The sequence below is a fragment of the Wolbachia endosymbiont of Drosophila incompta genome, assembly GCF_001758565.1.
Taxonomy (GTDB): domain Bacteria; phylum Pseudomonadota; class Alphaproteobacteria; order Rickettsiales; family Anaplasmataceae; genus Wolbachia; species Wolbachia pipientis.
This window is the reverse complement of record NZ_CP011148.1, coordinates 831,319-849,474: the sequence shown is the minus strand read 5'-3', so window position 1 is coordinate 849,474 and position 18,156 is coordinate 831,319. Positions and strand designations below refer to the sequence as shown.

18 protein-coding genes, 2 tRNA genes and 2 pseudogenes (1 of these 22 only partly in view) are annotated in these 18,156 nt (G+C 36.4%); 8 read left to right on the top strand and 14 right to left on the bottom strand.

What is annotated here, in order from left to right; all coding sequences use genetic code 11:
- Nucleotides 1–214: 214 nt before the first annotated feature.
- Nucleotides 215–287 (top strand) — tRNA-Gly (locus WG67_RS03755).
- Nucleotides 288–575: 288 nt separating this feature from the next.
- On the opposite strand, the gene WG67_RS08565 is transcribed toward WG67_RS03755, so the two are convergent.
- The gene (locus WG67_RS08565; protein ID WP_179945715.1) at nucleotides 576–752 is read right to left on the bottom strand and encodes a hypothetical protein; all 177 of its coding nucleotides are present in this window, start codon (nucleotides 750–752) and stop codon (nucleotides 576–578) included.
- 465 nt (nucleotides 753–1,217) lie between these two features.
- A complete protein-coding gene (locus tag WG67_RS06750; protein ID WP_156768666.1) occupies nucleotides 1,218–1,517 on the bottom strand; it encodes a hypothetical protein in 300 nt (99 codons plus the stop codon).
- On the opposite strand from WG67_RS06750, the pseudogene WG67_RS08560 reads away from it, so the two are divergent.
- The 4 genes and pseudogenes from WG67_RS08560 to WG67_RS08555 form a co-directional block, all read left to right on the top strand.
- Nucleotides 1,413–1,685, top strand: a pseudogene (locus WG67_RS08560) (transposase); the annotation flags it as partial. The gene WG67_RS06750 and the pseudogene WG67_RS08560 overlap by 105 nt on opposite strands.
- Nucleotides 1,686–1,722: 37 nt before the next feature.
- Complete coding sequence (locus tag WG67_RS07520) at nucleotides 1,723–2,103, top strand: helix-turn-helix domain-containing protein (protein WP_007549224.1); 381 nt, start codon at nucleotides 1,723–1,725, stop codon at nucleotides 2,101–2,103.
- A 42-nt stretch (nucleotides 2,104–2,145) separates the two neighbouring features.
- Nucleotides 2,146–2,421: a transposase gene (locus WG67_RS07700; protein ID WP_369688103.1), complete on the top strand. Its 276-nt coding sequence runs from the start codon at nucleotides 2,146–2,148 to the stop codon at nucleotides 2,419–2,421.
- 18 nt (nucleotides 2,422–2,439) lie between these two features.
- A pseudogene (locus tag WG67_RS08555) lies at nucleotides 2,440–3,533 on the top strand (IS3 family transposase).
- Between the two features lie 197 nt (nucleotides 3,534–3,730).
- On the opposite strand, the gene WG67_RS03730 reads toward WG67_RS08555, so the two are convergent.
- From WG67_RS03730 to rpmE, 3 genes are all read right to left on the bottom strand, one after another.
- Nucleotides 3,731–5,086: a hypothetical protein gene (locus tag WG67_RS03730; RefSeq protein ID WP_070356931.1), complete on the bottom strand. Its 1,356-nt coding sequence runs from the start codon at nucleotides 5,084–5,086 to the stop codon at nucleotides 3,731–3,733.
- An 83-nt stretch (nucleotides 5,087–5,169) separates the two neighbouring features.
- Nucleotides 5,170–5,964, bottom strand: coding sequence for an NAD kinase (locus WG67_RS03725; RefSeq protein WP_070356930.1), 795 nt, complete (start codon nucleotides 5,962–5,964; stop codon nucleotides 5,170–5,172).
- A 38-nt stretch (nucleotides 5,965–6,002) separates the two neighbouring features.
- Nucleotides 6,003–6,206: a 50S ribosomal protein L31 gene (gene rpmE / locus WG67_RS03720; protein ID WP_007548602.1), complete on the bottom strand. Its 204-nt coding sequence runs from the start codon at nucleotides 6,204–6,206 to the stop codon at nucleotides 6,003–6,005.
- A gap of 128 nt (nucleotides 6,207–6,334) precedes the next feature.
- On the opposite strand from rpmE, the gene fabD reads away from it, so the two are divergent.
- Nucleotides 6,335–7,315 (top strand): ACP S-malonyltransferase, encoded by a 981-nt coding sequence (gene fabD, locus WG67_RS03715; protein WP_038199165.1) that lies wholly within the window; start codon nucleotides 6,335–6,337, stop codon nucleotides 7,313–7,315.
- A gap of 39 nt (nucleotides 7,316–7,354) precedes the next feature.
- Here the strand turns inward: fabD and gpmI are convergent, their stop codons facing one another.
- The 8 genes from gpmI to WG67_RS03680 all read right to left on the bottom strand — a co-directional run bounded on the left by gpmI (nucleotide 7,355) and on the right by WG67_RS03680 (nucleotide 13,426).
- Nucleotides 7,355–8,875 carry a 2,3-bisphosphoglycerate-independent phosphoglycerate mutase gene (gene gpmI, locus WG67_RS03710; RefSeq protein ID WP_070356929.1) on the bottom strand — a complete coding sequence of 507 codons (1,521 nt, stop codon included), beginning with the start codon at nucleotides 8,873–8,875 and terminating at the stop codon, nucleotides 7,355–7,357.
- A 33-nt stretch (nucleotides 8,876–8,908) separates the two neighbouring features.
- Nucleotides 8,909–8,980, bottom strand: a tRNA-Asn gene (locus tag WG67_RS03705).
- Nucleotides 8,981–9,331: 351 nt separating this feature from the next.
- Nucleotides 9,332–9,508, bottom strand: coding sequence for a hypothetical protein (locus WG67_RS08550; RefSeq protein ID WP_179945713.1), 177 nt, complete (start codon nucleotides 9,506–9,508; stop codon nucleotides 9,332–9,334).
- 279 nt (nucleotides 9,509–9,787) lie between these two features.
- Nucleotides 9,788–11,299 carry a bifunctional phosphoribosylaminoimidazolecarboxamide formyltransferase/IMP cyclohydrolase gene (purH, locus tag WG67_RS03700; protein ID WP_010082407.1) on the bottom strand — a complete coding sequence of 504 codons (1,512 nt, stop codon included), beginning with the start codon at nucleotides 11,297–11,299 and terminating at the stop codon, nucleotides 9,788–9,790.
- An 80-nt stretch (nucleotides 11,300–11,379) separates the two neighbouring features.
- Entirely contained in the window at nucleotides 11,380–12,279 is a 900-nt protein-coding gene (fmt, locus tag WG67_RS03695) for a methionyl-tRNA formyltransferase (protein WP_010962892.1), read from the bottom strand.
- 12 nt (nucleotides 12,280–12,291) lie between these two features.
- Complete coding sequence (gene rplT / locus WG67_RS03690) at nucleotides 12,292–12,657, bottom strand: 50S ribosomal protein L20 (RefSeq protein WP_006279340.1); 366 nt, start codon at nucleotides 12,655–12,657, stop codon at nucleotides 12,292–12,294.
- A gap of 20 nt (nucleotides 12,658–12,677) precedes the next feature.
- Nucleotides 12,678–12,884 (bottom strand): 50S ribosomal protein L35, encoded by a 207-nt coding sequence (gene rpmI, locus WG67_RS03685; protein WP_007548610.1) that lies wholly within the window; start codon nucleotides 12,882–12,884, stop codon nucleotides 12,678–12,680.
- A 98-nt stretch (nucleotides 12,885–12,982) separates the two neighbouring features.
- Nucleotides 12,983–13,426, bottom strand: coding sequence for a PAS domain-containing protein (locus WG67_RS03680; RefSeq protein WP_010962890.1), 444 nt, complete (start codon nucleotides 13,424–13,426; stop codon nucleotides 12,983–12,985).
- Nucleotides 13,427–13,591: 165 nt separating this feature from the next.
- Here WG67_RS03680 and alaS point away from each other — a divergent pair, with 165 nt between their 5' ends.
- Entirely contained in the window at nucleotides 13,592–16,225 is a 2,634-nt protein-coding gene (alaS, locus tag WG67_RS03675) for an alanine--tRNA ligase (RefSeq protein WP_070356928.1), read from the top strand.
- Between the two features lie 462 nt (nucleotides 16,226–16,687).
- Nucleotides 16,688–16,864, top strand: a complete 177-nt coding sequence (locus WG67_RS08545) for a hypothetical protein (protein WP_179945712.1) — start codon at nucleotides 16,688–16,690, stop codon at nucleotides 16,862–16,864.
- Nucleotides 16,865–17,165: 301 nt separating this feature from the next.
- Here WG67_RS08545 and WG67_RS03670 read toward each other — a convergent pair whose 3' ends face one another.
- A protein-coding gene (locus tag WG67_RS03670) for a lysine--tRNA ligase (protein ID WP_070356927.1) crosses the window boundary here: on the bottom strand, nucleotides 17,166–18,156 show its 3' portion. Its footprint extends 545 nt past the window's final position; the window shows 991 of its 1,536 coding nt (coding positions 546–1,536); its start codon lies beyond the right edge, outside the window; its stop codon occupies nucleotides 17,166–17,168.

Below are 18,156 nucleotides of genomic sequence, written 5' to 3'. Positions count from 1 at the left end.
CTGGCAAGTCGTCTTTATATAAAAATATTCCCATAAAATTAATACATTTTTTGGCACAATTGAAAACCTATGATAATCAAAAATGAGTCTTAAGTATACGAAAAGATCATAGAAGGAACCACGCAAATTTATGGGCTCTCACATTTTTCGTGTACACGGGGTTTACAAATCGCTGTATATGCCTATAATTAAGTAAATTTAGGTTAATTTAATTGCGGGAGTAGCTCAGTTGGTAGAGCGCAACCTTGCCAAGGTTGAGGTCGAGGGTTCGAACCCCTTCTCCCGCTCTTTGCTTTCAAAATCATTTCGTCAAAAATCCCTTGACAAACTCCGCCAGCGCCCTTATCATGATAGTGAAGCTATTGTATTTGCTTTCGCCAATCTGCAGATTAAAAGGTAAGGATTACTTAATGTATCGGCGTCTTATGTTCAATTTTTTGCAGTATATAGATACTGTATGTCTTTACAAAACTTCATCTACATCTAGATTTTTATCTAAATAAGCTGAACGCGCTTATAAAGCGTTACTAGACATCAAAAAATGCCAATACTCGACAGAGATAGTAAAAGACTAGCTAACTCGGGGATTCTTTGTCTTTTTTTCTGCTTAGTAAATTTCTTAAACGTTTGCAGCGTAAGTTAGTTGCAATTAAAAGCAGCTGAATTTCGCTTGTCAAGCGTTTAAAACATAAAAAACGCCAATATTTTAAAGCGGATAATAACCACGGGGCTTCTTTTGCCTTTTTTTTCATTTGGTAAATTTCTTAATGTTTGTGGCTGAACGACAACCGTCATCCCGCCACTTGTTAGCGGGATCTCTTGTTAGCGGCTGAGATATCGCGAATGAATCGCGGTATGACGTAGGACTGCTGTCATTCCAGCGCGTGACGCTGGAATCCAGTTCTTATTACCTGGTGTAAAGTTAAGTTTCCTGGATCCCAGTGTCTGGGCACTGGGATGACAAGAAAGGAGCACTGGGATGACAAGAAAGAGGCTACTTGGATAACAGAAGAAGGAGGCTACTTGGACAACACCCTGACAACCATCATCCCGCTACGTGTTAGCGGGATCTGGAAATACCGCGGCGGTATGACGTAGGACTGCTGTCATTCCAGTCTGGAATCCAAAAAAGGATGATGTCATCCCAGTGCTTGACACTGGGATCCAGCTTCTGTGCAACCTCATCAAAAACATTCATTTAGTATAAACTTTCCATGCTAGTTTGCTTGCTTACAAGCAAACTTTCCTGGATCCCAGTGGGCCTTGTTGCATCGCTCAAGTGAAAAGAACTGGCAGTTACTGACAAAATTCATTATAAATAGCCATTTAACTGTTGAAGAAAAAATATGCCACAAAAAATGAGAGTCAGTAACTGCCATGAATATAACAAATTTCTCCAAGAAAGAGGAAGCATTTTTTGTTATATCAATGACGCCATAGAAAATTGGTACGAGAATTGTCCAAAAATGCAGGGCGGCAACTATATTTATAGTGATAAAGTTGTGATTTTGGTGCATATAATCGTCAGTTTCCGGACAACCTCTAAGACAAACAGTCGGGTTTATAAAAGGGTATTTGCAACAAATAGGAAGAGATTTGCAGCTATTCACAAGCATCAAAAGAAACTTAATATTAAGATAAATGATTGCAGAATTGATAAAAATATAGCTCTTTCCATAGAAGTCCGGATGTGATAAGGGTAGATGATGATAAGGAGGTTGAATGCCAGCAGCATATAGTTATGATTTAAGAAAAAAAGCAATGGAAGCGCTAGACGAAGGAGAAAGCAGAGAAACAGTGGCAGCAAGATTTAAGATTGGACGAACTACTTTATGGGAGTGGCAGCAAAGAAGAAAAGAAACAGGAGACTTTCAATCAAAAAAACTTGGAAATGGGGGTTACAATCACAAAATTACCGACTGGGATACCTTTGCCAAATTTGCCAGAGAACACGGAGGAAAGACTCTATCGGAAATGGCTAAACTTTGGAACAACGTTAGTATCCAAACGATCTATCGAGCCCTTAAAAAAATTGGATTTACGCGCAAAAAAAGACATATGGATACAAGGAAAGAAACGAAGAAAAACGTGCTGAATTTTTGAAAATTATAGCGACAAAAGAACCTAAAAACTTAGTGTATATAGATGAGTCTGGCATTGATAACACCGAACTACGGATATTGCCAGAAAGGACAGCGGTTTTATGCCTTAAAATCTGGAAAGAAAACTCAACGAATCAGTATGGTTGCAGCCTTAAGTGGAAGAAAGATAGTTGTTCCGTTAACCTTTGAAGGCCACTGTAATATGGATGTTTTTAATGGATGGTTTGAGCAATTTTTGACACCGATCTTGGAACCTGGACAGACTGACTTTACCCAGAAAAAGTGGAGAGAAAGAAAGGAGTTTTTTCGGGTAAAATAAAATTTTGGAGGATTAGAAATGGCAAGAGAATATACGGCAGAATTCAAATTGGAAGCTGTTAAACTGGCAAATGAACAAAGAAAGGCAGGTCAAACAATTACAAAAATAGCAAAGGATTTAGGAATAAAGGGTGGTTTATTAGGAAAATGGATAAAGAAACACAACGAAAAAAGTCGGCAGCAGATGCATTTCCAGGTAGAGGTAACATGGCTCCTTACGACAAAGAGAGGTTTGATTTACAAAGCAAGAGTAACAAGGGAAAGAGACATTTAAAAAAAAGCCCTGGCCAGTCAAAAAGAGTAAAATATTTTTTTATAAAAGAGTATAGTAACTGCTATAAAGTACAGGAATTATGTAGGATTTTCTGCTAGTGGCTACTATAAGTGGACCACAAGAAAAATAAGCAGTAGAGAATCAGCAAATAAAGAGCTACTCGCAGCTATTCAAAAAATATATCAAGTTTCTAAATGTAGATATGGAGCTCCTAAAATGCATGCTGAATTGAAGGCTTTGGGTAAAAGTTGCAACTTAAAAACAGTGCAAAGTATTATGCAGAAAAATGGTATTCAGGCTATATTGAGAAGAAAATTTAAAATTAAGAAACAACAAACGGACAGTAGCTCCCAATATATTAGACCAAAACTTTATTGTCGATCAACCAAATAAAGTATGGGATTACTTATATAAAAACCAAAGAAGGATGGCTATATTTGGCAACAATAATCGATCTATATTCACGCATGGTAGTTAATGAGCAGTTCAATAAATAAACAATTGGTTATGGACTCTTTATTAATGGCCGTTAACAAGCGTAAACCTGCCAAAAATCTACTATTACATAGTGATCAAGGTTCACAATATACTTCGCAAGGTTATCAATATCTCTTATCCATAAAAAACATAGATGAGTTATAAAGGTTGTTGTTACGACAATTCTGTTGTGGAAAGCTTCTTCAGTTCTCTAAAAAGGGAGTTACCAATAGACACCTCTCGGCACTCTAAACAGCATATCAAAACTGCTATATTTGAATATATAGAAATTTTTTATAACAAACAACGTCACTATTAACTATTGCATTCCTGAGCATTTTGATTCATCATTCTCTTTGTGAAAAACATTCCAAACTTTCTCTCCACTTTTTCTGGGTAAGGTCAGTCAGCTACTTGGATGACAGGGGAGGGAGGTGCTACCCTGACAATCGTCATCCCGCTACGTGTTAGCGGGATCTAGAGATACCGCGAATGAATCGCGGTATGACGGTCTGCAGCGGTATGACGTAGGGCTGCACTAGCTATATCATGCATTTTATTAACCGACACTATAAACAATATCCTTACAATTATGAGATTGAACCACAACTTGCTCAAGCGTTAAGCTGCTGCGTTTAGCGTCTTTACTGTGATTTTCCCCAAGAACATTTGTTCTTTCTCGTTTTATTTCCTCAATGAATTTCCCATTAACATCTTTAGGATCAATCTCTTCTTCAGAATATATAAGGTTAGTGCAATTTGTTTTTCTATAATAATGCACGCCAAGACATATAATTGATAATGCAAGTATACCAGAACCTATAAGTAATGATAATCCTATGTTATTAGTCAAAGGGTTTTGGTAAAATTTTTGTACACCATTAACACCATGTGTTGCAAGTAGCCCTAGAGGAAACGCTATATTTGCAGCAACTACACCAGTAAATAATGCAGTAAATATTGGTCTGTCGTTAATTACTGATTTTATTTTATTAGTTCTAGTAATTACTTTTTCGTCAATGTTAGTGAAGCCTTGTTTAGCTTCCCAAGCATTAAGTACAAAATTTGAATGAGTGCCATTGCTATATTCCAGTCTTACAGATTTTATAGCTTTATCTTTTGGCTGGTGCTCCAACACCTCAGCTAAAATTTTATCCGCATCTTTTTTTTGAATGGAATGTTCTTCAGTATCTATAAATTGCCTTGTTGCAAAAAATATTGGACCAATTGCAAGCAATGCAGCAAGTGCGATAACTGGTATAGTGATATATTTTGGGCTGTTTGTAAAAAATGCAATAAATTTTGCTTTATCTTGTAAATATAATAAAGCTGCAGATATACTGAGTATAATAGCACTTGCAGTAAAAATTATAAAGCCCTTCTGCTGCATGGAATACTTTGCTCTTGGCAAGAATCTGTTTGTTTTTTTATTTGTTGTGCCACCTACATCAGAATTTAGTGACAAAGACTCTTCAGAGTCATCTGTCTTATATGATGGTGGAGAAGTTGAAGGTACATTGCTAAGTTTGTTACTTGATTCTCTGCTTAACCGTGTTAATGTTTTATCAAGATCATCAGGATCATCAAATACTGTCTCTTGAGAAGGGGATCTGCTTAGAGTTGAATTTTGTGGCACGTCAACATGAGTTTCTTCACCTTTTGTTTCTTCTAGGGAAGGAGGTGATACTTGAGTCTCAAGAGTTAACGGATCTCTTGAATTAGCATTGCTGTTTTTTTTCTCTTTAAATTCTTCCTCTAACAAAGCTTCTAAAGCTGTATTTTCATCATTTTTTTTCGGAGTACTTGTCCTAAGTGCTGGTATTGGTAAAATTCCTGGTGTTATCTCGCCATCTTCACTTATTGATGTGGAAGAAATTAATGTTACTGTTTGTTCTTCATTTACTGGTCCAGGCATATTCACTCCAAAGTTAATTACTATGCTGCATTGATTACGCTATAGTTATTAAGATATAGTAAATACCAATTTACGGATAATTATTAGTATAGAAATTGTCTATCAAAGATTCTTTCATTCAGAGGGTAATCTTTGTCAAAAAGCAAAGTTATTGTGTTTTCGTGGTCTTTTTGTATTTTTATCTGTGATATATTATGAAACTCCTTGTAATCTGATACTACAAGTGCTGGACGGTTTTTTGTGTCGTTAATGTCAATTTGTACGATTGTATCGTTTGATATTAACGCTCCATTCCAATGCCTTGGGTAATAGCTATTGATAGAAGTGAGTGCAAGTAAATTTGAATTTAGCGGCAAGATTGGGCCACCGGCAGAGAAGTTGTATGCAGTGCTGCCTGTGGGGGTAGATAATATTACTCCGTCCCCTCTAAATTTTTCTACTTTTAGCTTATCATTAATAGTAATATTCATCTCTACTATTTGGTTCGCTTTTCTAAAAACGTATACTTCGTTTACTGCTATGTAATGATATCTCTTGCCACTTGTGTCTGTTGCTTCCATTTTTAGCAAAGTTAACTGAGTTGAAGTTGCATGCTCTATATGATCAATTAAATCTTCACTGCAGCTAAAGCATTTATTCATCAAAAACCCAACATTGCCAGTGTTTATCCCATACACATGCATGTTTTTATTTTCTATGACGTAATTGTGCAAAGTGCGTAGCATAAAGCCATCACCGCCAACAACTATCAATAGATCGATTTCGGACTTATTTTCTTCTGTTATATTGATAAAATTAAGTTTCTTTAATAGTTTAGATACTTCCTGCGATTTTGGTGATGGAGAAGCAACATAGCCTATATTTTTGTATTTATGCATGCTTCAGTAAACTCTCTAAAACTTAAAGAGGAGGAGAATTAGAAAATGCTTCCATATTTATCGTTAAACTTAGCTAATTTGCTAGTTTTACTTGCTAACCCGCTTGTCAAACTTCCAGTCCATGCAGGGTGAGTAAGAGGATCTCTATCAAGTTTTACCCTATCTCCCTCCTTTCCATAAGTGGAACGAGTTTCAAACTCTTGACCGTCTGTCATAACTATAATAATTTTATGATAATTCATTGTTGTTTATAAACTTTTAGTCAGCTAATATTCTAGTGAACTTAATTCACTAAGTCAATCATTATTCTAAAATATTGACAAAAAATAAATAAAGTAGTATATTTAATAAGGAATAAATAATAACTATCATGATTTTTGCTTTCCCCGGTCAGGGCTCTCAGTTTGTAGGAATGGGAAAGAGCTTATATAGTGAGTTTTCTGTTGCAAGACAAGTATTTAATGAAGTAGATAGCATATTGGATGGAAAGCTGTCTCATTTAATCTTCAACGGTCCTATTGAAGAATTAACCATTACAGAAAACGCTCAGCCAGCTATAATGGCAGTATCAATTGCAATGCTACGTGTTATGGAGCATGTGTTTGGCAAATCTCTTTTCACTGATCACAATGTTAAATATGTTTGTGGGCATTCAGTTGGCGAATATACAGCGCTGTGTGCTGCAGGAGCGTTAACGCTTGAGTCTGCAATCAAGCTGCTGAAAGTTCGCAGCGAAGCAATGCATGAAGCTTCACTGAAATGTAAAGGCGGAATGGTTGCGTTGCTTGGAGCAGAGATAAATGAAGTGGAAGATATATTGAAATCAGTTCAAATTGACGGAATTTGTGAAATTGCAAACGATAACGGTGGCGGACAAGTGGTTATAAGTGGCACTAGAGAAGCTCTTGAAATGTTACCCGATTTATTCAAAAACTCGAGTGTGAGGAAACTAATTAAATTACAGGTTAGTGGGCCTTTTCATTCATCTCTTATGAAACCTGCTGATGAAAAAGTTTTGGAGTTTTTGAAGGGTATTAAAATAACCCGTCCTATAGTTCCTTTGATATCAAATGTTACAGCTAAAGAGGAGAGTGATCCCAAAGTTATAAAAACTTTACTCGCCAAGCAAGTTGTAAGCAGAGTGAAATGGAGAGAAATGGTTTTGTATATGTCAAGCCGTGGCATTAACAAATTTGTTGAAATTGGCCCTAATAAAGTTTTATCTAATTTGGTCAAAAGAATTGACCAATCTATCAGTACAAAAAATATAGATAGTATTGGTGATATTGACAGCTTCTTTAATGAATCATTAGTACTAACAGCGAAAAATTTAAAAGTTGGATTAAGTTAAAACACATCTATTTGATGTCATTCCGGTGCATAACGCTGCCTAGCTGGAATGACAGAGGGTAATGCAAGAAATCAACGAACTGCCTGTCATTTCGTTTGGTTTTTTAATTCCAAGTAGCTGTAAAATAGTAGGGGCAATGTCAGATAACCTTCCGTCTCTTAGTTTTAGATTATCGCAAGACACAATAAATGGCACTTTATTTAGAGTGTGTGCTGTATGAGGTGTATTATTTTCTTCGTCGAACATACATTCCACGTTACCATGGTCTGCAGTAACAATTAATGCGGTGTTGCTTGACTTTTTAACAGCATTCAGCACTTTCGCAAGACAATCATCTACAGCTAGCACAGCTTTCTCGGCTGCTTTTATATTACCTGTATGCCCTACCATATCAGGATTAGCGTAATTTACAACTATCAGTGCGAATTCTTGGGAGTGAATTTTTTCTACAAGCTTTTCTGTGAGCTCGAAGGCTGACATTTCGGGCTGCAAATCGTAAGTTTGAACTTTTGGTGAGGGAATGAGTATTCTTTCTTCACCAGAGAAAGGTTCTTCTTTTCCACAATTGAAAAAGAAAGTCACATGAGCGTATTTCTCGGTTTCGGCGATACGTAATTGTCGTAATTTATTGTCTTCTATTGTTTGTCCTAGAGTATCAGCGAAAGAAGTAGGAGGAAAAATATAAGGAATTTTGAGATCTTCTTTATACTTCATCATACTTAAAATTGAAGAGAATTTTGCTACCTTAGCGTAATCTGTTTTGCCAAGCAAAATACTTGCTAATTGTATCATTCGATCAGCACGAAAGTTAGCCAACAGCACTCCATCTTCTGGTTTTATACCTTGATAATCACCTATTACTGCGGGCCTGATAAACTCATCAGTTATGTTATTTTGATAGTTATTCTCAATCAACGATACTGCATTATCATGACAAGGTGCCTTTGCAAATGCGATAGCCTCATAAGCTTCGATTGTTCTCTTCCACCTGTTGTCACGGTCCATAGCATAGTAACGCCCAGAAACAGTAGCAATTCTTGTGTCATTTCCCTTTATACTCTTTGTAAATTCTTGAATGCATTTTTTTCCTGACTTTGGCAATGTGTCTCTGCCATCTAAAAATGCATGTATCACCACTTTTATTCCATGCTGTGATATTTTATTTGCTAAAGTTGAAATATGCTTTTGATGCGAATGAACACCACCATCGGACACCAATCCCATTATATGGCATACTCCGTTCTTACTTTTTAGATCATTAATAAAACTTTGTAGATTTACATTGTTTTCTATTGTTCCAATCTCTTGATTAATGCGCTGAAGGCTTTGTATTACCACTCTACCACTGCCAATATTCATATGGCCAACTTCTGAGTTACCTATTTGACCACCAGGTAACCCCACATCAGCTCCACAGGCGGATAAACTGCATTTTGGATAATTAGAGCTAATATATTGCCAACAGGGTGGATTTGCGTTGCTGATAGCGTTGTATTTATTATTCTCTATTCCATTTCCCCAGCCATCTAGTATACATAAAACCACTGATTTAATGTTCATATAAAATCAACACTAGAATTTCACAGAGAAGAGCTCCCCGGGCCGGATTCGAACCAGCGACCAATTGGTTAACAGCCAACTGCTCTACCACTGAGCTACCGAGGAATAAACCGTTTTTAATTTACCATGTTGAACGTTGGTTGTAAACGTTTTTTGTGTAGACTTTAAGTCCAACTGACCCATAGAAACAAAAAAACTTACTTGACAAACTCCGCCAGCCCTCTTATCATGAGACTGAAGCTATTGTATTTGCTTTCGCCAATCTGCAGATTAAAAGGTAAGGATTACTTAATGTATCGGCTTCTTATGTTCAATTTTTTGCAGTATATAGATACTGTATGTCTTTACAAAACTTCATCTACATCTAGATTTTTATCTAAATAAGCTGAACGCGCTTATAAAGCGTTACAAGACATCAAAAAATGCCAATACTCGACAGAGATAGTAAAAGACTAGCTAATTCGGGGATTCTTTGTCTTTTTTTCTGCTTAGTAAATTTCTTAAACGTTTGCAGCGTAAGTTAGTTGCAATTAAAAGCGGCTGAATCTCGCTTGTCAAGCGTTTAAAACATAAAAAACGCCAATATTTTAAAGCGGATAATAACCTCAGGGCTTCTTTTGCCTTTTTTTTCATTTAGTAAATTTCTTAAACATTTATAGCTAAACGACAACCGTCATCCCGCTGCTTGTTAGCGGCTGAGATACCGCGAATGAATCGCGGTATGACGGTTCGCAGAGGCATGACGGTTCGTGGCAGCACGATAAGCTCGTCATCCCGCTACGTGTTAGCGGGATCTCTTGTTAGCGCCGCGGCGGTATATTTGTCATCCCGCTAGCGGGATCTATGTTGAGAGATACCGCGAATGAATCGCGGTATGACGGTTTGTGGCGGTATGACGATAAGACACAAAGCCTAATGGAAAAAACTGCGAACGCCAGTGAAAAACATAGCAATTTTATTTTCATTTGCAGCTTTTATCACATCTTGATCTTTCAGCGAGCCGCCGGGCTGAATTATAGCTGTAATCTCATGTTTTGCACTTTCTACTATGCTATCTGGGAATGGAAAAAATGCATCTGAAGCAAGCACTGCACCTTTACATTTTTCACCTGCTTTTTTCACTGCAATGTTCACACTATCTATTCTGCTTGTTTGCCCTGCACCGATGCCAATAGCACAACCATCTTTTGCTATAACTATTGCGTTGGATTTCACATGCTTACATATTTTCCAGGCAAAAATAAGATCTTTTTTTTCTTTGTCTGTTGCAGTGCATTCTGTTACTTGTTCTGCTTTTATTGTGTGGTCATTATTTTCTTGCACCAAAAACCCACCAACAACATTTTTAGTTTGGTATTTCACATTTTGTTGAAAAGATTTATGAATAATCACTCTTAAATTTTTCTTTCTTTGTAAAATTTTTAGTGCCTCATTGTTTACCGATGGTGCTATCACTACTTCCAAAAATATCTCGTTTAATTTTTCTGCTAGCTTTAAATCTATCTCCCGGTTTAAGGCAACTATACCACCAAAACTGCTTACTTCATCGCACGATAGAGCTTTTTCATATGCCTCCAAAGCATTATTACCAATAGCAGCGCCACATGGGTTATTATGCTTGATTATCACTGCTGCAGGTTCTTCGAATTCAGAAGTTATGTTAAGTGCGGATTCTATATCTACTATATTATTATAACTCAACTCTTTTCCATGTAGTTTTTCCAACGGATATTCTGTAAATTGATTACTATAAAATGCAGCTTTTTGATGGGGATTTTCACCATACCTGAGTTCTTGTACTTTATGCCCGTATAGAGCAAAAAACTCTGGTAACTCATTATTTTTACTCTGGGATAAAAACCAACTGTGAATATTAGAATCGTAGTGTGCAGTGAGAGCAAATGCTTTGGTTGCTAAGTGTTTTCTATATTCCAATGTTGTTTTATTGTTATTTTCTATCATCTCAGCTTTCAGTGCTTCATAGTCTTGAATGCTAGAAATAACTGAAGTAAAACGAAAGTTTTTTGCTGCAGCTCTAATTAACGCCACTCCGCCGATATCAATTTGTTCTATAATTTGCTCTTCATTTGAGCCGCTACTTACTGTCTCCCAAAATGGGTATAGGTTAGTTATAAGCAGTTCTATTGGCTCAATACCTAGATTTTGTATTTCCGTTTTGTGTTTTTCTCTATTGCAAAGTATGCCTCCATGAATTTTAGGGTGTAAAGTTTTTACTCTACCACCCAGTATCTCTGGAAATTGTGTGTAATCTGAGACCTCTTGTGTTTTTATTCCTGCACTAGATAGCACTTTATAAGTATTGCCCGTTGAAAGAATTTCTATTTGTTGTTGCGTTAAAAACGATGCAAGATCAATTATATTCGTTTTATCGTATACTGATATTAAAGCTCTTTTTATTTTCATTTTTATATGGAAAGTTTTTTAAGATTATATCTAAGAAAAGGAAATTTAGCTATTACATTTCTACACTAATTTAAAGCAGCCTATTCTATAAATTTTTTTACCATGCTTGATTTCAAGCCACGAATAAAATCTTCAATACTGCAAGGATTTCTCCCTTCCATTTGTACAACTTTAGGAATTAAAGTGCCACCTTTTAAACTTATGTGCATATTATCGTTAACAATCTTACCTTGTTCTGAAGCGAGAGCTTCAAAGTCAGCATCAAGTATCCTGATACGTTTATTTTCTATCTTAATGAATGCTTTTGGGTAAAACGCTTTAACTTTTCTATAAGCAACTTCACAAGCATCACTTGCATAAATTTTATAGTCTTCCACTTTGTCAGCGTAACATGCATCGTTATCGTTCTGTTTTAAGGGAAGCTGTTTTTCAATTTCGTTTAGCACTTTCAGCAGTAAATCACTGCCTAGCTTAGATAATTTATCATGCAATGTCTTGTAATTATCGTTCTTTTCGATAAGAAATTTTTCCTGTTTTAAAATAGTGCCGGAATCTAATCCTTCATCCAATTGCATAATGCTAACCCCGGTTTCTTGATCTCCTGCTAAAATTGTGTGCTGTATCGGGGCTGCACCACGCCACCTTGGTAGTAATGAAGGATGAATATTAATACAACCATATTTAGGAATATTCAAAATTTCTCTTGGAAGTATCAATCCATACGCGGCAACAACCGCAACATCTGGCTTGAAATTTCTAAATTTTTCTTGCTCTGCCGAGAACTTTAGAGAGATAGGAGTACATACCTCTATGTTACTTTCTTCAGCGATAACATGTACTGGAGATTTCGTTGGCTTCTGTCCACGCCCCGAAGGTTTTGGAGCCTTGGTGTATACTGCCACCACTTCGCTCTTTGATTTCAGTAACAAGCTCAGAGAATTAACAGCAAATCCTGGTGATCCCATGAAAATAATTCTCATGGTGTTTTTGCTTTAAGAATTCTCCGCTAATTTACCACTTACAGTTTCTACTAATTTGGCAAAATCATCCTTATAATTAACTGCCATCTCAGCAAGAATTTTTCTATTTAAATCAATGCCGGCAAGTGTAAGACCATGCATAAACCTACCATAAGTAAGCCCATGCTCTCTTGCTGCTGCATTAATACGTATTATCCATAAGCTACGGAAATCACGTTTACGGGTTCTTCTGTCTCTGTAAGCATATTGCAGTGCTTTTTCAACTCTTTGTAATGCAATTCTATAACAGCTTTTTGCACGCCCTCTATAACCCTTTGCCAGTTTCAATATTTTTTTATGACGAGCGTGAGTAGTGACTCCACGTTTTACCCGAGCCATTTTATTTTACCTCCATTTTGTTAAATACCGTAAGGCATATGAAGCTTAACTATACGCGAGTCAGATTTACCAAGAATCGTTGTACCGCGCTGATTACGAATATTAGATTTACTTCTCTTTACCATGCCATGCCTTTTGCCTGACTGAGTAGAAATAACTTTACCCTTAGCTGTAAGGTGAAAGCGCTTTTTCACAGAAGATTTGGTTTTTAATTTTATTTTCTTCATATTCCAAATAAATTTACAAGCACTACTATTGAATTCTTTAATAGTAATTAAGCATTAGTATAAATAATTTTATTAAAGAATCAAATTAAAATTGTATATTAAAGGAGTTTAAAAGTAATTACGCCCAATATGTGTGTTATACCTTCTTTATTCCCAAGTGGCAACAATACTTGCCTCATTTTAACACTTTCACTTTCTTCCTCTTCATTGATCGGGCATTTACTCTCTATTACAGTATCAAGTTTATCAATAACTGCATCTATTTTATATAGTCGCAAAAATGGTGCATCAATTGCATACTTATTATCAATGCGCGTCTTTTTCTCAAAACCATAGAATTCAACAGCCTTTTCTCCTGCATTTTCACAAATATAACCTTGATCCTTGACTTCAATGACAAAACAATGCTGCCATGATTCCATTATTTCTGCAGTGTCTATTTCATGCCTTTCTGGCCAATCTCTGTCTGATCCTTTTATGTCATTCCAGTGTTGAGTCACCACATTTGCTATTCTTTTTTCTTTGCCTACATAAATTTCCATTCCAATTTCCACATATAAAACACAGATATGAGGTAAATTTATCGTGAATATATTGATTTTTTCTTACCACAAGGTGCATGTCACTAGAAGTTCTGAGATCTAGAGAGTGGTATTGATTTTATTTCCATTACAACTTATTATTTATAGATAACCTCAATAAAAACGATGAAGCTAAACGAAATCAGAGAAAGATTTATAAAATTTNNNNTAAATAATGACCACGAGCAGGTTTCTTCTTCTCCTTTGATTCCAGAACATGACCCAACGCTCATGTTCACAAATGCTGGTATGGTGCAGTTTAAAAATATTTTTACTGGTGCTCAAAAAACTGAAATGAAACGTGCTGTCTCAAGTCAAAAGTGCCTAAGAGCAGGCGGTAAACACAATGATCTGGAAAATGTTGGCTATACAACTCGGCACCACACAGTTTTTGAAATGCTCGGAAATTTTAGCTTCGGTGATTACTTTAAGGAAACTGCGATAGAATTTGCGTGGGAATTTATCACTAAAGAGTTATCTCTTGATAAAAACAGACTATCCATAACCGTCTACCATACTGATGATGAGGCGTACGAGATTTGGCGTAAGATAAGTGGCTTTTCAAGTGATAAAATCATAAGAATTACAACGGATGATAACTTTTGGAGTATGGGAAGCACTGGTCCGTGCGGTCCATGTTCTGAAATTTTTTATGACCATGGGAGTCCTAATTTACAAGAGGGCGATAGAATTGTTGAAATCTGGAATCTGGTATTCATGGAGTTTAACAAAGATGAAGAAGGTAATTTACACAAATTGCCAAAAAAATGCATCGATACTGGAATGGGCCTTGAAAGAATAGCGGCTGTTATGCAAAACGTCCATGATAACTATGATATTGATCTATTTTCTGCTCTGATAAGTAAATCACAAGAGTACTGTGGAAGAACGGAAAATAAAATAGCGCATAAGATCATAGCAGATCATCTTCGCGCGGCTGCATTTCTCATCGCAGAAGGAGTGCTTCCTGGAAATGAGGGCAGGAATTACGTATTACGCAGATTAATTAGGAGAGCCACACGTTATATTCACCTGCTTGGATATAATGATTCCCTACTCCATCGTATTTTTCCAGTGTTGATAGATAGCACGAGTTCGGCTTATATGGGAGCTGAATTAGTCAGAGCTAAAAGCTTAATAGAAACGACGTTAAAATCAGAGGAAGAAAACTTTAAAGACACTTTGATGAAAGGTATCAATCTCCTGGAGAAATTCACTACAGATTTAAAATCGGGCGATACTTTGCCTGGAGAATCAGCGTTTAAGCTATATGACACCTACGGATTTCCTTTGGATATTACACTTGATATTTTAAAAGAGAAAAAAATAAATTTTGACCAGAAGGGTTTTGATGATGCAATGGGAGAACAAAAAGAGAGAGCACGTGCTAAATGGGCTGGATCTGGTGAAAAATCTGTTGAGCAAGTATGGTTTGATTTGATCAATAAATTTGGCAAAACAAAATTTGTTGGTTATGAGTTCAATGAAGTAAGTGATGCGAAAATACTAGCTATAGTTTCCTCTAAAAATGAAGTAATTGATTCTGCAAAGGAGGGAGAAAAGATAACCATTATACTTGATAAAACACCTTTTTATGGCGAGTCAGGTGGACAAGTGGGAGATACTGGCAGTCTGATCAAATCTGATAGAAGTATTATTATAGTCGAGAATACCAATAAGGTTAATGACCTATATTTGCACAGATGCATAGTTAAGTTCGGTTCAATTTGTAAAGGTAACACAGTTGCAGCAAGCATTGACAAGGAAAGAAGGCAAACCTTAAGAAGAAATCATTCAGCTACACATCTTCTGCACTTTACACTCAGAAAAATTCTAGGTGATCATGTCACTCAAAAAGGTTCCCTAGTTGCACCAGATAGACTGAGATTCGACTTCAGCCATAACACTCAAATGACTCAAGATCAGTTGTTTTGGGTAGAGGATATGGTAAACTCTCTAATCAGAGAAAATCTTTCCGCATCTACAAAAATTCAAAGCATGAATCAGGCAATAGACGAAGGAGCTATGGCGTTATTCGGTGAAAAATATGGCAACCAAGTAAGAGTAGTGAAGATTGGAGATTCAAGGGAACTGTGTGGTGGCACACACGTTGAACATACTGGAGAAATTGGTTTGTTTAAGATAGTAACAGAGAGTTCTGTTGCTTTTGGAGTGAGGAGAATTGAAGCTTTAACTGGTCAGGAAGCAATCAATTATGTACGTGATAATGAAATTAACTTAAAAAAAGTTGCAGAATTCGTAAAAGCGCCAGTGAGTGAAATAACAAGCAGATTAAGTATTTTAAGTCAAGAACATAAAAAATCCGAAACCAAAATAAAAAACCTGTATAAAAAGCTTGTGAGTGCAGAGAATATAAAAAGCACCGAAATAAATGGAATAAATTTTATAAGCCACACTTTCACTGATATTCCAGCAAATGTAATAAGAGAGTTTGTTTTGCAGCAACAAAAACCAAAAACGGTAATAGCTTTTACGGCAACAGAAAAAGATAAAACAGTCTTGATTATTAAAGTAAGTAAAGACTTAATCAATAAGATTAGCGCAAAAGAACTAATATCCATAGCAGTTAAAAAGAACTGTGGTGGGAATGCTGAACTTGCACAAACAGGCTGTGATAGCAATAAAATAGATGATGCCATTACAGCCATTTATAGCAAAATAACAGCTTCTAAGCACTCTACGTCATACCACCACGAACCGTCATACCGCCGCGGCGCTAACAAGCAGCGGGATACTTAACCATCGTCTACACCGTCATACCGCGATTCATTCGCGGTATCTCTTAGCCGCTAACAGGTAGCGGGATGACGGTTGTCAGGCTAGCTGTCATCCAAGTAGCTCGACTACTTGGATCCAGGAAAAAGAATGGTGTCATGAAAGTAGCTGACACTGATTCCTTTATGATGGTGTCATCCCAGTGCCCAGACACTGGGATCCAGGAAACTTAATTGCAAGTAATGCATTGGATTTGGTGAGTATGGGTTTTGCGTTATAGAATGAAGCACTTTTGGTGAATTTATAAAGAAAGCTGGATCCCAGTGTCAAGCACTGGGATGACAAGGTATAAACCTTATCTTCATGCCGCCGCGAACCGTCATACCGCGATTCATTCGCGGTATCTCAGCCGCTAACAAGAGATCCCGCTAACAAGTAGCGGGATGACGGTTGTCGTTCAGCCACAAACATTAAGAAATTTACCAAATGAAAAAAAAGGCAAAAGAAGCCCCGTGGTTATTATCCGCTTTAAAATATTGGCGTTTTTTATGTTTTAAACGCTTGACAAGCGAAATTCAGCTGCTTTTAATTGCAACTAACTTACGCTGCAAACGTTTAAGAAATTTACTAAGCAGAAAAAAAGACAAAGAATCCCCGARTTAGCTAGTCTTTTACTATCTCTGTCGAGTATTGGCATTTTTTGATGTCTTGTAACGCTTTATAAGCGCGTTCAGCTTATTTAGATAAAAATCTAGATGTAGATGAAGTTTTGTAAAGACATACAGTATCTATATACTGCAAAAAATTGAACATAAGACACCAATACATTAAGTAATCCTTACCTTTTAATCTGCAGATTGGCGAAAGCAAATACAATAGCTTCAGTTTCATGATAAGGGGGCTAGCGGAGTTTGTCAAGGAATTCTTATTAAAACTAAAGAGCTCAAATGAAAGGAGGTAAACTCTAAAGTATACATTTAGTAGCGCTTTCTATGAGAGAAATCGTATTACCTATTCCGTAAAGCTTTATGAAAGATCCCATTCTTGGACCGGTTTTTTGGCCAAGTAACGTTTCATATAATAGCTGAAACCAGTCACGTAAGTTGGTGTAATCATATTTTTTTCCAATAGAAAATACCTGAGATTGAATTTCTTCAGCAGTAGCAGTTGTAGATAGAGAATGTAAAGTGTCCTTCAAATCTAGTAACGCTGCTTTTTCTTTTTCATTTGGAGTTTTATATGATTTTGTTGGCTTGATAAAATCGTGATAATACTTTACTGCAAAGTCTGAAAGTCTATCAAGCATTTTATTATTTTCTGGTGTAACGTTTGGTGCATAAGAGGATATAAAACCCCATAGGATCTCTTTGTTTTCAGCATTACAAGCTGCTGCTAGGTTTAAAAGTAGTGAGAAATTTATGCCTGAAGTTTCTATACTGGGAACATTGCCCTGGTGAATGTGCCAAGCAGGATTATTTATATCCTTTTCTTTGTTCTCATGATAACGCTTTACAAATTCTAAATATTCATCAGTTGATTTTGGTATCACATCAAAATATAAACGTTTAGCTTTTTTAGGACTCTGAAAAATGTACAATGCTAAGCTCTCTGTTGGTGCGTAAGTTAGCCACTCTTCAATTGAAATACCATTTCCTTTTGATTTTGATATTTTCTTTCCTTCTTTATCAAGGAAAAGCTCGTAGCAAAACAGAAGTGGTGGCTTTTCTCCAAGTATTTCACATATTTGACTTGAAAGCACAGCAGATGGAGTTAAATCTTTTCCGTGAGCTTCGTAATTTACTCCAAATGCGGCCCACCTCATTCCCCAATCAGGTTTCCATTGCAGTTTACATTTTCCTTTTGTCACTGGAACTTCTATTTTTTCCCCGTTTGGATCTTCATATGTGATTGTTCCTTTCTCTGTATTTGTTTCAATTACTGGAACTTGTAAAACT